The sequence below is a fragment of the Streptomyces sp. NPDC021212 genome, assembly GCF_044332925.1.
Lineage (GTDB): Bacteria > Actinomycetota > Actinomycetes > Streptomycetales > Streptomycetaceae > Streptomyces.
Map to the genome: position 1 here is coordinate 162263 of NZ_JBIRPZ010000004.1, position 12504 is coordinate 174766.

A 12504-nucleotide genomic window follows, 5' to 3' on the forward strand; every position below is an offset into this window, starting at 1 on the left:
GGACGGATTCGGGGGACAGCCCCGATGATCTCGGGCTCGAAGGACGCTGAGATTTCCTCATCACGCTTCACCGAGGAGATCCCCGATGCATCCAGCAACGCCACGCCCGTGGAACCCGTGGAACCCGTGGAACCCGTGGACGAAGACGGGACGACGAGGCATGCTCGCCGCCATGACGGCGGTGCTCACCGCCCTCGTCGTCTCGGCGACAGCCGTGGCACACGAGGCACACGAGGACGCGCGGCAGCCGCGACAGCAGCCGCGCGCCGCCAAAGGGCCGGTGTGGACCGGGGCCTGGGGCACGGCCATGCAGCGGCCGGTCGAGGGCAGCGAGGACTGGGGGCCCAACTGGTCGCGACAGGGCTTCGCCGACCAGTCCGTACGCCAAGTCGTCCGCGTCGCGACCGGCGGTTCCCGGCTGAGGATCAGGCTGTCCCACTCGTACGGCACCACACCACTGCGGATCACCGCCGCGACCGTCGGCCGGTCCGCCGGCGACGCCCAGGTCTGGCCCGGCACGGCGCGCAGGCTGACATTCGGCGACCGCCAGGGCACCACCATCGCTCCCGGGCGTGACGTCGTGAGCGATGCCGCGGCCCTGAGCACCTCTCCGCTGGAAAAGCTGACCGTCACCCTCTACTTCGCCGACCGCACCGGCCCGGCCACGTTCCACCGGTTCACCACCGCCACCTCGTACCGCGCCTCCGGGCGCCATCTCGCCGACTCCGGCGGCGGCGCTTTCAAGGAGTCCACGAACGCCTGGTACCTCCTGAGCGGTGTGGAAGTCTCCGGTGCCGCCTCCCCGCGGCGCGGCACCGTGGTCGCCTTCGGCGACTCGCTCATCGACGGGACGGGGGCCACGCCCGGCGCCGACGACCGTTTCACGGACAAGCTCGCCGAACGCCTCGTCGCCGCGCGCCGCCCGCTGAGCGTGGTCAACGCGGGCATCGGCGGCAACCGCATCCTCAACGGCTCCTCCTGCTACGGGGACAAGGCCACCGACCGCTTCCGGCGCGACGTACTCGACCGCCCCGGCGTGCGCTCGGTGATCATCCACCTGGGCGCCAACGACATCGGCGCCCCCGAGATGGACGATCCCTGCATGGGCGCAGCGCCCCACGTGACCGCGCGCCGGATCATCGACGCCCACAAGGAGCTGATCCGCGCCGCCCACGCCCGCGGCGTCAGGGCCGTCGGCGCAACCATCCTGCCCATGAAGGGCGCGCTCTTCCCCGTCTACAGCGAGCAGGGCGAGAAGGTCCGGACCGCCGTCAACCGCTGGATCCGCACCAGCGGCGCGTACGACGCCGTCCTCGACGTCGACCGTGCCCTCGCGAACCCGGCCGATGCCGCCCTGCCGCGCCCCGGCTACGTTTTCCGGGACGGCCTGCACCCCAACGAAGCCGCGTTCCACGCCATCGCCTCCGCCGTGGACCTGGGCGTCCTCTGAGACCCGCAACGGGAGCGGGCGCCACCTCAGGAACGCGGCCGCCCCACCACGGCGACGGCCGTCCCGATCCCCGCGCACACCAGCCCGATCCCGCCGAAGATCAGCGGCATCAGCCACAGCGAGGCGAAGCCGTCGATCCGCGCGTCCTCGGGGGAATCGGCGTGGTACAGCACCCCGACCCGCTCGCCCCGCTCGTACGACGGCGGATTGGAACCGACCGAGCTACGGAACGTCGTCCGCGTGCCGCCCGTCGGCCTGTACTCGACCACCGGGTAGGCCACGGGCTCGTCGTGCTCCCTCGACCTGCGGGATGTGCCGCTGTCGTCGTTCCGCCACTCCAGCGCCACCACCGTGCCCGGGGCACGGTCCGCATCCTTGAGAAACGAGACCGACGCCCCGGCCATGATCAACCCGACGGCCAGGAACACCGTTCCGAAGGCGATCGCCCCGAAGGTGATCCACCGGCGGGCGCCCCGCCCACGCACCTGAAGTCGCACGAAATCCCTCTCCCCCGTCCGGACTGAGAGGGACGCTATCCCAGGTGCCCGGCCAATGCGTGCCCGCCCCGGGCGGCCTTCGGCGTACCCGCGAGGCGGACGTGGAGGCTCGGCGGCGACGATGGAGGCCCGACCGTCCGATCCGGAGGACCCCACGTGACCTTGGACATCGCCGCGTTCACCACCCCCAGCCCGGAGCGGCCGCCCGCGGCGGTTCCCGTCGACTGGGCGGCGGTCGAGGCGTGGCTGGGGGTGTCGCTGCCGGACGACTACAAGCGGCTGGCCGACGCCCGCGGGCCGTTGGACTTCGGCGAGTACCTGTGGATCCACGTGCCCTGCGCCCAGGGGAACAGCTTCGACTACGGGGACTGGCTGCGCGAAACGCACCGGGAAGCCCGCATCCAGGCCCGCGCGCTGCCCGAGCCGGAACGGCCGGACCTCCATCCCGCCCCCGGCGGACTCCTCGCCTGGGGCAGGACCCGAGGAGGCGACGTGCTGTTCTGGGACACCTCCGTCTCGGAGGACCCCAACCAGTGGACGGTGGTGGTCAGGCATCTGGGCCCCGTCCCCGGCAGCGGGCTCCTCCCCTGGCACCGGTACGACCTCACGCTCACCGGCTACCTGCGGCACATGGTCCGCGAAAGCTGGGAACTCCCCTCCCCGCCCGGCCCCCTGATGCTGCTCCCCGGCACCATTGCCCGCACGGCCTTTCTCCGCGAGGCCGGTCCGTGGACGCCGCCCGAGCCCACCGTCCCCCGCCTCACCGACGCCGAACGCCGCGTCGCCCTGGAAACCGGAACCGGGCTGGACGCCCTGCGCCTGCTCTCCCCGCCGCCCGATGCCCCGTACCTGGGCAGCGGCACCTGGGACGGGCTCTTCGAGGAGCTGGGCACGCGGCTGCCACGCGAGTACGTGACCCTCCTGACGCTGTACGGCGCCGGGTGCTGGAGCGGCTGGCTGCGCTTCCACACCCCGCTGCGCCCGGCAGGCCGGGGCTTCGGCCGGCACGTCGAGTCGACCCTGGACGGCTACGGGCAGCTCAAGGAGAAGTACCCGGAGGACTTTCCCCTCCCGATGTGGCCCGAGCCCGGCGGCTTTCTGCCCTTCGCCAACTCCATCGACGGCGACTACCTGGGCTGGCTCACCGAGGACGACGACCCCGACGCCTGGCCCCTGATCGTCTGGCCCCGCCACGCCCCACAGGGCCGGCCATGGGACCACGGCCTCGTCGACGCACTCCTCGCCTGGCAGCGCGGCACCTTCGTGACCGAGGGGCTGGCAGCGCTGGACGAGGACGACGACCCCGTCGAGCACGCGGGTTTCGAGCCCTGGGACGACCGGGCCTACTGGTGAGACCCGCGGCGCGCTGCGCTCATGGACGCGCGTGCCATGCGGTCTCGGTCTGCGGGTAGCCCGGGTCACCGGGGGACATCGGCATCGCCCCGCTCCCGGAGGACGGTGATCGTGCGTTCGCACCAGTCGCGGTTGCCCTGCTCGAAGGCCAGGCCGCGCAGGCAGGTCAGATAGGGGCCGATACGCTCGCCGTGGCGCAGGAACTCCTCTTCGGTGCGATCGCCCCGCATGCCGCGCAGGATCTTGCCGAACAGTTCGACCTTGGCCTGCGCGAGGGCCGAGCGCTCGGTCAGCCGCGCGATCAGCGTCGGGGTGTCGACGTGATCGGCGGCCTGGACCTTGACGATCAAGTCGTCGCGCAGGAAGGAAGGTTTGGCCGCGGTGGCCGCGAAGCGGTCCAGTTCGGCCAGGCCGGCGTCGGTGACCTGGAACAGGCGCTTGTTGGGCCGGGTGTCCTGGACCACTTCCCGGCCGGTGATCAGTCCGTCCTTCTCCAGTCGCGTCAGCTCTGCGTACACCTGCTGCGGCTGCGCGTGCCAGAAGTTCGCCACCCCGAGATCAAACGCCTTGACCAGCTGGTATCCGCTCAACTCCTCGTCGAGAAGCGCCGCGAGAACCGCGTGTCGCAATGCCATCGGCTCTCCTCCTTCTTGCGCCGCTTCTCCTTGCGTCCGCCCCTGGAACGCCTCATCATACTCATGATTCTGATTAGTCATTTTCATGAGTATGAGGTGGAAGTCATGACCACAGCCGCACGGTTCCGCGCCGCCGTCGACAGCCGCGACCTGGCAGCCCTGGACGAGCTGTTCACCGACGACATCCGCTTCTACAGCCCCGTGAAGTTCACTCCCTTCGAGGGCAAGCCCATGGTGCTGGGCCTCTTCGGGGTCTTGCTGCGTACCTTCGAGGACTTCCGCTACGTCGGCGACCACGACGGCACCGCCGAGACGAGCGCCGACGGCGGCGTCTCCCCCTCGGCGGTCCTGATCTTCCGGGCCACCGTGGGCGGCAAGCAGGTGCACGGCATCGACCTGCTTCACTTCGACGACACCGGCCGGATCAAGGAGTTCACGGTCATGGTCCGGCCGCAGTCCGCCGTCCACGCCCTGGGCGAGGCCGTCCTCGACGGACTGGTCGCCGACGGCCTGCTCCCGGCCCCCGCCCCTCTCGACCGCTGATCAACGGCGGTGCCCCCGGGCCGCGTCGGTCCGCGTCCGGGGGCGCATGATGAGCGCGGCGACGTGGTACGTGCACGGCGCGTCCGAGGGGTTGGCGTAGGCGTGCGGGACCTCGGCGGCGAAGTACACCGAGTCCCCCGCGTCGAGGTCCACCGTCCGGTCCGCCACGGTCAGCCGCAGCGTGCCTGAATCCACGGCGATGAACTCATGGGAGCCGGGGGCGTACGCGGGGAACCGGCCCGCGTCGCAGCCCGGCGGCAGGGTGGTGCGGATCCATTCGAAGTTCACGCCGGGCACCACGGGGGTGAGGATGGTCCGCCGCCACCCTCCGGGCTCGTCGACGGTGTCCTGATCGGCGGCCCGGCGCACGATCATCCGGTGGTCCTCCGGCCGGTCGACCAGTTCGGCGAGCGGGACGCCGAGCCCGTCGGCGATGCGGGCGAGGACGACGACGGTGGGCGCCTTCTGGCCGCGCTCGACCGAGGACAGCATGCTCACGCTCACCTCGGCCGCGTCGGCCAGCTGCTGAAGGGTCAGGTCCCGGTCGCGCCGCAGTCCCTGGATGCATCTGCCCAATGCCACGAGGTCCATTGCTCTATAATAGCGATTAATTTCTCTATAGCGAAACGAGTTCGCGCATGCCCCTCCCCGGAACGGCCATCCGGCCGGCGGGCCACGCCGATCTGAAGGCCGTGGCCGACATCTACACGCACTACGTCCGCCACAGTGTGATCACCTTCGACGAGACGCCCCGCTCCGCCGCCGACTGGGAGCAGTTGCTGCGCGATCTCACCGTCCGGGGACTGCCCTTCCTGGTCGCCGAACTGTCCGGCGCCGTCGCCGGGTTCGCGTACGCCGCTCCGTGGCGCCCCAAGCCCGCCTACCGGTACACGGTGGAGGACACGATCTACCTCGCCCCCGACGCCACCGGCCAGGGGCTGGGCACCGCCCTGCTGGGCCGCCTGATCACCGAGGCCGGGCGGGCCGGGAAGCGGCAGATGATCGCGGTCATCGCGGACACCGGCAGCGACGGCACCGGTGACGCCACCGGCAGCGACGCCTCGACGGCGCTGCACCGGCGCTTCGGCTTCACCGACACCGGCCGACTGACCGCCGTCGGCCACAAGCACGGCCGCTGGGTCGACACAGTGCTGCTGCAGCGGCCCTTGTCGGCGCAGTAGCCCCACCCTGTCAACGGGCAGCGATGTGAGCGGCATGCGCCCGGGGGGGGCGGGTACCCGGCCGGAACGCCTCACAGAGGAGTGCTTCGTCATGATCTTCGCCATCGTCGGCGTCTGCGTCGTTCTGGCCGTGCTGGCCTTCCTCGTCCCGCGCCTGTCCCGTCACCCCGAACGGGGCACCCAGCGCACCCTGGGAGCCGGATCGCGCGCCGGGAGCAAGGCCCCCGGGATGCTGGGCCGGATCCTCAGCAAGCCCTTCCGCAGCAGTTCCAAGGCAGTTGCCCGCAGCGGCTCCGCCGGCCGGCGCGCCCGGGGCCACATGCCGTTCTAGCGAAGGCTGCGGACGACGCCATACCTGGAGCCGCGGTACGCGAACTCCGGGCGATGCACCTGGCGATCACCGCCTGAGGCCGCCGTTCAGGAGGACGGAGGCGGGGACGGAGGCGTGCTCGCGGCGCCGTCCAGCTCCTCCAGCGTCCCCTGGAGCCAGCCACGGGCCGCGCCCGCGTTCAGCGCGAAGCGCGCATGGGAGAGGGGGCGGGTCAGCGGGTTCCGGCGGTGGGCCCGCGCCGCCTTCTCCGCGGCCCTGATGGCCTTGACCGCGAAGGAGAGCCGCCGCTGCAGATTGTCAGGCTGCGTGACGTCGACCAGCTCCGCGGCGCAGGAGACGAGCTTCTCGGCGACGCCCGGCAGCTCGTCGGCGGCACGGCGGATGCTGGAGGGGTCGTCGAAGCTCGCGATCAGGTCGTGGACCTCGCGTAAGGCGGCTATGGATTCGGAAGACATGCGCACAGCATGCCGTAACCGGAACGTCGGACCTTGCGCGCACGCCGTCCCTGCGCCCGGGAGACCGGGCGCAGGGACGGCTTCTTCGTGCGCGGCCCCGAGGGTTACTGCGGGGGCTGCGGCGGAGGTTGCTGCTGGGGCGGCGGCTGCTGCGGCGGGGGCTGCTGCTGGGGCGGCGGCGGGGGCGGGGGCTGCTGCTGGTTCTGCTGGTTCGGGTCCGGCTGCGGTGGAGGCTGCTGCTGGGGCTGCTGGCCCGGGTCGGACGGCGGCTGAGACGGCGGCGGCTGGTTGGGCGGCGGCTGCTGGCCCGGGTCGGACGACGGCGGGGGCGGGGGCTGCTGCTGCCCGGGATCCGAGGGTTGCTGGCCCGGGTCCGACGGCTGCTGCCCCGGGTCCGTGGGCTGCTGGGACTGATCCGGCTCCAGGGACGGGTCCGCTGACGGGTTCTCGGACGGAGGGATGGTCTCCAGGCCCAGGGGCGAGTGACGCTTCATCGTCTTCGGCGCCTCCGCCAGGTTCGGGGCGTTCTGCTCGCCCGGCATCGCCAGGTACTTGGGGTAGTGGGCGGGGGACAGCACCTTGTCCCGTGCCTTCTTGCCCTTGGCTTCACCTATCACCCGCCGGAACAGCTCCGACTTGCCGACCGTCACCACGGTGATCCGCTTGACCGCGTCAGGGGCCGGGCGGATGACGGTGACCGCGTTCCGGGAGAAGCCGGACCACTCGGGACCGGTGAACGTCGGCTCGGCGCCCTTCGGCGGCTTCGCCGCCCTGATGGGGTTGCCGGAGGCGCACTTCACGACCGGCATGCCCTTCCTGTCGACGAACACCGCGGTGCCCGCCTGGAGAACGGTGGCCGCGGGTTTCACCCGGCCCTGGTAGCCGTACGTCCTGGCATAGGTGTCCGACCGCAGGACGACGCCGGAGAGCCGGTGGGCGTAGGCCCGTATGCGCTCCGGCCGGATGTGCTGGACCCGGCTCCAGGCGGCGGCCTTCTTCGGGGTCGCGTTGAGGTCGCGGATCAGCTCCTGCCGGTCGCAGGCCCGGCGGCCCGGAACCCCGGCGTAGAGGCCGGGGGTATCGCCCTGGAAGGCCCGGCCCCCGTTGGAGGGCGAGGCCAGATGCCTGCGGTCGTGACCGACGGCAGAGGTGAACGCCGGGACAGAGGTCTTCCCGACCGGTTCGCGGCGGTATTCCGCCGCCGCGGCACGCCCGGAGGGGGTGACCGTCCCCAGGACCGCCACGGCGGACACGACGGCGACGGATCCGGCGGCAAGTCCTGATCGGCGCGAGGTGAGATGCCATGAGATCGAGCGCATGTCCGTTTCCCTTCCCTCGCCCCCATCCTGCGCGCGCCCCCCACACGGCCGCGTCCCCCGAACCCCCGACATCCGCCCCCACCTTCGGGGGACGTGCCCGGCGCCCCCATCCGCGGAACGCGGCCCGCAGAACGCGACGCACGCGAAACCCGGCATACGCAGAACCGCCCCCGGTCCGGTGGCCCGGACCGGGGGCGGCCGCTGCCCCTCGCGGTTCTGTGGAGGGATCCCCGAACGTCCCCGAACATCGCGGATATTTCCCTCGTATCTAGACTAAACGCAAAACCCTGTCCGCGCTCCGGGAGGGAGAAGGCGATGACCGCCCCTGTCGCCCCCGTCGCCCCCGTCGCGCCTGTCGTCGCGGGCGTCGACGGCTCAGAACGCAGCCTGGTGGCCGCGGAGTGGGCCGCGCGGGAGGCGCTGCGCCGCGGGGCCGGGCTGCTGCTGGCGCACGCGTGCCCGCCGCTGCCGCCCAGGGTGTCCCCGGTGCCCGGGGTGGACGCCTGGCAGCATGTGGGCGAGCAGATGCTGCGGCGGACGGCCGACGAGTTCATGGGCCGCCACCCCGGCCTCGACGTCGTGGGGGTGCACCGCGACACCGAACCCGAGCAGGCGCTGCTCGCGGCCGCGGCGGACGCCGGACTGCTGGTCGTCGGGGCGCGCGGCTGGGGCGGCTTCGACGGCCTCGCGGTCGGGTCGGTGGCGCTGCATGTGGCGGCCACCGCGGACTGCACCGTCGTGACCGTGCCCGACCCGGCGGTGCGGCCGCCGGACGCGGACGAGGTGGTGGCCGGTTTCACCGCGCACGCCCCGGCGGACGAGACGCTCGGCTTCGCCTTCCGCGCCGCCCGGAAGCGGGACGCCCTGCTGCGGGTCGTGCACGCCTGGGCGCTGCCCCCGGCGTCGCCCTCCGCCTGGATGCTGACCGTACTGGAGGAGGACCGCGGCCTGTGGGAGGACCAGGAGAGCCAGGTGGTCTCCGACGCCCTGCGGGCGTGGCGGGAGAAGTGCCCGCAGGTCGCGGTGGTGCCGGACGTGGTGCTGCTGGGCGCGGCACAGGCGCTGGTGCGGGCGTCGGAGCGGGCCCGGCTGCTGGTCGTCGGGCGCCGTACCAGCCCTCGGGTGGCCGAACGCCGCCTGGGCCCGGTCACCCACGCGGTGCTGCACCACGCGCACTGCCCGGTGGCCGTCGTACCGCACCCCGCCTGACCACGGACGTACGCCTCACCCCCGTCAGTCCATGTCAGCCCCGCCCCCTCCCCCTCAGTTCCGTCCCCCGTATCCCCTCATCTCCCCTCAGCCGAAGAACACGCCGAACTCCGCGTACAGCGCGGGGTCGACGGTCCTGATCCCGGCCGCGGCCTCCGCGAGCGGTACGCGCACGATGTCCGTACCGCGCAGCGCGACCATGACGCCGAACTGCCGCTCCACCACCGCGTCGACCGCGCGCAGCCCGAAGCGGGTGGCGAGCCAGCGGTCGAAGGCGCTCGGCGTGCCGCCGCGCTGTATGTGCCCGAGCACGGTGGTGCGGGCCTCCTTGCCGGTGCGGTCGGCTATCTCCCGGGCCAGCCACTCCCCGACGCCGGACAGCCGCACATGGCCGAACTCGTCCAGCGCCGAGTCCTTCACCACCATCTGCCCCTCCTTGGGCACGGCCCCCTCCGCCACCACCACGATCGGCGCGTACCTGATCTTGAAGCGGTCCTCCACCCACCCGCAGACCTGGTCGACGTCGAAGGGCTGCTCGGGTATGAGGATGACGTTGGCGCCGCCCGCGATGCCCGAGTACAGGGCGATCCAGCCCGCGTGGCGGCCCATCACCTCGACGACCAGGGTGCGGGTGTGGGACTCGGCGGTGGTGTGCAGCCGGTCGATGGCCTCGGTGGCGATGTTGACCGCGGTGTCGAAGCCGAAGGTGCTGTCGGTGCCCGCCACGTCGTTGTCGATGGTCTTGGGCACGCCGACCACGTCGATCCCCTCGTCCGCGAGGCCCGCGGCCACCCCGAGCGTGTCCTCGCCGCCGATGGCGATCAGCGCGTCCACGTCGTGGTCGGCGAGCGTCTCCCGGACCCGGCGCACCCCGTCCTCACTGGCGAGCGGGTTGGTGCGGGAGGAGCCGAGGATGGTCCCGCCGCGGGGCAGGATGCCGCGCACGGCCTGCACGTCCAGCGGCACGATCCCGCCGTCGAGGGCGCCGCGCCAGCCGTCCCGCACCCCGACGAAGTCGAGGCCGTGCACCTCGACGCCCTTGCGGACGATGCCGCGGATCGCCGCGTTCAGCCCCGGGCAGTCGCCGCCACCGGTCAGCACACCGACACGCATCTCCGCCTCCCTCCATGGCCTTCACGGCCCGCCCCTTCCAGAGTCCACCCATCGTCGCCTGCGCGCCCACTCCACGAAGCCCGCACCTGTGGATCACCTATCTGATGATCGGACTGGTAAGACTGATGTTTCTGCGGTGTGGATAGACTCCGCCGCGATTGCCCCAGGGAACACGGTGGGAGAGGCAGTACGAAGATGGCCCAGGCGAAAAAAATCGCGCTCTACATGCTGATCGTCTTCGTGCTGTACACGATCATCAATTCCCCGGCACGAGCGGCCGACCTCGTCCAGGTGGGGTTCGAGGGCATATCGGACGCCGCGAAGAGCGTCGGTGAGTTCATGAGCGAACTGGTCAATTGACCGGGCGCCCGGGGTCAGCACCCGGGTGATCACCCGCTCCGCCTTCCGAGTACCGACGGAACCACCTGCCCCGCTACGGGGCAATTTCGCCACCAACACGTAGTAAAGCGGTGCTTGCGCACAGTGCACATGTCTTGTGATGCTATGACCGCTTTGCCGGGTGAGTACATCGTGAAGGGGTGGCGTGACCGTGTCGGCCCGTACCGCGCCCAGAACCCCGCCCAAAGGCGATGGCGGCAGAGGTGACGGCGGCAGCGAGAGCGGCAGAAGCCGCGGGGCTGACGCCAGAGCCCTCACCCAGGTGCTCTTCGCCGAACTGTCCGGCCTCACCCCCGGCACCCCCGAGCACACCCGGGTGCGCGATGCGCTGATCGAGGCCAACCTGCCACTGGTCCGCTACGCCGCCGCCCGCTTCCGCAGCCGCAACGAGCCCATGGAGGACGTGATCCAGGTCGGCACGATCGGCCTGATCAACGCGATCGACCGGTTCGACCCGGAGCGCGGCGTCCAGTTCCCGACCTTCGCGATGCCGACCGTGGTCGGCGAGATCAAGCGCTACTTCCGCGACAACGTCCGCACCGTGCACGTACCGCGCCGGCTGCACGAGCTGTGGGTGCAGGTCAACGGCGCGACCGAGGACCTGACCGTGCTGCACGGCCGCTCGCCCACCACCGCCGAGATCGCCGAGCGGCTGGGACTGGGCGAGGACGAGGTGCTGGCCTGCATCGAGGCCGGACGCTCGTACCACGCCACCTCGCTGGAGGCCGCCCAGGAGGGCGACGGACTGCCGGGGCTGGTCGACCGGCTCGGCTACGAGGACCCGGCGCTCGCCGGAGTCGAGCACCGCGACTTGGTGCGCCACCTCCTCGTACAGTTGCCCGAGCGCGAGCAGCGTATCCTTTTGCTCCGTTACTACAGCAATCTGACTCAATCTCAGATCAGCGCCGAACTAGGTGTCTCGCAGATGCATGTGTCCCGGCTGCTCTCCCGCAGCTTCGCCCGGCTGAGATCCGCAAATCGGATCGAACCGTCATCGTGACGGGGGACCCCACCCCGGACCTTCGGCGCTGTAATGTCGACATGGCGCTACAGCGTGTTGCCGACATGTGACATTCTGCTGGAGTCGCGTTTGCGGCGGCCCGACCTCCGGTATTCAGGGGAAGGCTGCGTTGAACGCTTCAGAGCGCAACTGGGATCCGTCCGCGACCTCAAGGGGGTGGCATGTCCGTAGAACTGGGCAGCTCGAAGGTGCTCACCAACGACGCACCGCACGTGCTTGACGACTGCGACGCCATCGACACCCGCACCCTCTCCCGCTCCCTGTTCCTGCGGCTTGCCGCACTCGACCGGGACAGCGAGGAAGCCGGCTATGTACGTGACACCCTCATCGAGCTGAACCTTCCGCTGGTGCGCTACGCGGCGGCCCGGTTCCGCAGCCGCAACGAGCCGATGGAGGACATCGTCCAGGTCGGCACGATCGGCCTGATCAAGGCGATCGACCGTTTCGACTGCGAACGGGGCGTGGAGTTCCCGACCTTCGCGATGCCGACCGTCGTGGGCGAGATCAAGCGCTTCTTCCGCGACACCAGCTGGTCGGTGCGCGTGCCGCGGCGGCTCCAGGAGCTGCGGCTGGCGCTGACGAAGGCCAGCGACGAGCTGGCCCAGAGCCTCGACCGCTCCCCGACCGTCACCGAGCTGGCCACGGCGCTCGGCGTCTCCGAGGAGGACGTGGTCGACGGGCTCGCGGTGGGCAACGCCTACACCGCGTCCTCGCTGGACTCCCCCTCCCCGGAGGACGAGGGCGGCGAGGGCTCCCTGGCCGACCGGCTCGGGTACGAGGACAGCGCCCTGGAGGGCGTGGAGTACCGCGAGTCGCTCAAGCCGCTCCTCGCCAAACTGCCCCCGCGCGAGCGCCAGATCATCATGCTCCGCTTCTTCGCCAACATGACGCAGTCCCAGATCGGCGAGGAGGTCGGCATCTCCCAGATGCACGTCTCCCGGCTGCTCACCCGGACCCTGGCCCAGCTGCGCGAGGGACTCATCGCGGACTGAACTGGC

The 12504-nt window shown here is 71.3% G+C and carries 15 protein-coding genes; 9 read left to right on the plus strand and 6 right to left on the minus strand.

Going from position 1 to position 12504, the window contains the following annotated elements; translation table 11 throughout:
* The first annotated feature begins 85 nt into the window (after positions 1 to 85).
* Complete coding sequence (locus ACH4SI_RS12145; RefSeq protein ID WP_398295533.1) at positions 86 to 1450, plus strand: SGNH/GDSL hydrolase family protein; 1365 nt, start codon at positions 86 to 88, stop codon at positions 1448 to 1450.
* A 26-nt stretch (positions 1451 to 1476) separates the two neighbouring features.
* Here ACH4SI_RS12145 and ACH4SI_RS12150 read toward each other — a convergent pair whose 3' ends face one another.
* A complete protein-coding gene (locus ACH4SI_RS12150) occupies positions 1477 to 1947 on the minus strand; it encodes a DUF3592 domain-containing protein (RefSeq protein ID WP_398295536.1) in 471 nt (156 codons plus the stop codon).
* A gap of 156 nt (positions 1948 to 2103) precedes the next feature.
* On the opposite strand from ACH4SI_RS12150, the gene ACH4SI_RS12155 reads away from it, so the two are divergent.
* Positions 2104 to 3300 carry a hypothetical protein gene (locus ACH4SI_RS12155; RefSeq protein ID WP_398295539.1) on the plus strand — a complete coding sequence of 399 codons (1197 nt, stop codon included), beginning with the start codon at positions 2104 to 2106 and terminating at the stop codon, positions 3298 to 3300.
* Positions 3301 to 3365: 65 nt separating this feature from the next.
* Here ACH4SI_RS12155 and ACH4SI_RS12160 read toward each other — a convergent pair whose 3' ends face one another.
* Positions 3366 to 3935, minus strand: coding sequence for a PadR family transcriptional regulator (locus tag ACH4SI_RS12160; RefSeq protein ID WP_398295542.1), 570 nt, complete (start codon positions 3933 to 3935; stop codon positions 3366 to 3368).
* A 105-nt stretch (positions 3936 to 4040) separates the two neighbouring features.
* On the opposite strand from ACH4SI_RS12160, the gene ACH4SI_RS12165 reads away from it, so the two are divergent.
* Positions 4041 to 4478 (plus strand): nuclear transport factor 2 family protein, encoded by a 438-nt coding sequence (locus ACH4SI_RS12165; protein ID WP_398295544.1) that lies wholly within the window; start codon positions 4041 to 4043, stop codon positions 4476 to 4478.
* On the opposite strand, the gene ACH4SI_RS12170 is transcribed toward ACH4SI_RS12165, so the two are convergent.
* Positions 4479 to 5069 carry a helix-turn-helix domain-containing protein gene (locus ACH4SI_RS12170; RefSeq protein ID WP_398295547.1) on the minus strand — a complete coding sequence of 197 codons (591 nt, stop codon included), beginning with the start codon at positions 5067 to 5069 and terminating at the stop codon, positions 4479 to 4481.
* A 47-nt stretch (positions 5070 to 5116) separates the two neighbouring features.
* Between ACH4SI_RS12170 and ACH4SI_RS12175 the strand changes: the two genes are divergently transcribed.
* Together ACH4SI_RS12175 and ACH4SI_RS12180 are read left to right on the plus strand one after the other, a co-directional pair.
* Positions 5117 to 5659: a GNAT family N-acetyltransferase gene (locus ACH4SI_RS12175; protein WP_398295550.1), complete on the plus strand. Its 543-nt coding sequence runs from the start codon at positions 5117 to 5119 to the stop codon at positions 5657 to 5659.
* Positions 5660 to 5750: 91 nt separating this feature from the next.
* Positions 5751 to 5990: a DUF6411 family protein gene (locus ACH4SI_RS12180; protein WP_398295553.1), complete on the plus strand. Its 240-nt coding sequence runs from the start codon at positions 5751 to 5753 to the stop codon at positions 5988 to 5990.
* A gap of 86 nt (positions 5991 to 6076) precedes the next feature.
* Here ACH4SI_RS12180 and ACH4SI_RS12185 read toward each other — a convergent pair whose 3' ends face one another.
* Positions 6077 to 6445 carry a hypothetical protein gene (locus tag ACH4SI_RS12185; protein ID WP_398295556.1) on the minus strand — a complete coding sequence of 123 codons (369 nt, stop codon included), beginning with the start codon at positions 6443 to 6445 and terminating at the stop codon, positions 6077 to 6079.
* A 104-nt stretch (positions 6446 to 6549) separates the two neighbouring features.
* Positions 6550 to 7764 carry a DUF6777 domain-containing protein gene (locus ACH4SI_RS12190; protein WP_398295559.1) on the minus strand — a complete coding sequence of 405 codons (1215 nt, stop codon included), beginning with the start codon at positions 7762 to 7764 and terminating at the stop codon, positions 6550 to 6552.
* Positions 7765 to 8079: 315 nt separating this feature from the next.
* Here ACH4SI_RS12190 and ACH4SI_RS12195 point away from each other — a divergent pair, with 315 nt between their 5' ends.
* Complete coding sequence (locus tag ACH4SI_RS12195; protein ID WP_398295563.1) at positions 8080 to 8973, plus strand: universal stress protein; 894 nt, start codon at positions 8080 to 8082, stop codon at positions 8971 to 8973.
* Positions 8974 to 9060: 87 nt separating this feature from the next.
* Here ACH4SI_RS12195 and ACH4SI_RS12200 read toward each other — a convergent pair whose 3' ends face one another.
* A complete protein-coding gene (locus tag ACH4SI_RS12200) occupies positions 9061 to 10086 on the minus strand; it encodes a 6-phosphofructokinase (protein ID WP_398295567.1) in 1026 nt (341 codons plus the stop codon).
* Between the two features lie 195 nt (positions 10087 to 10281).
* Here ACH4SI_RS12200 and ACH4SI_RS12205 point away from each other — a divergent pair, with 195 nt between their 5' ends.
* From ACH4SI_RS12205 to ACH4SI_RS12215, 3 genes are all read left to right on the plus strand, one after another.
* Positions 10282 to 10446 (plus strand): hypothetical protein, encoded by a 165-nt coding sequence (locus tag ACH4SI_RS12205; RefSeq protein WP_398295570.1) that lies wholly within the window; start codon positions 10282 to 10284, stop codon positions 10444 to 10446.
* Positions 10447 to 10630: 184 nt separating this feature from the next.
* Positions 10631 to 11485, plus strand: coding sequence for an RNA polymerase sigma factor SigF (locus ACH4SI_RS12210; RefSeq protein ID WP_398295574.1), 855 nt, complete (start codon positions 10631 to 10633; stop codon positions 11483 to 11485).
* A gap of 182 nt (positions 11486 to 11667) precedes the next feature.
* Positions 11668 to 12498: an RNA polymerase sigma factor SigF gene (locus ACH4SI_RS12215; protein ID WP_398295577.1), complete on the plus strand. Its 831-nt coding sequence runs from the start codon at positions 11668 to 11670 to the stop codon at positions 12496 to 12498.
* Positions 12499 to 12504 lie beyond the last annotated feature (6 nt).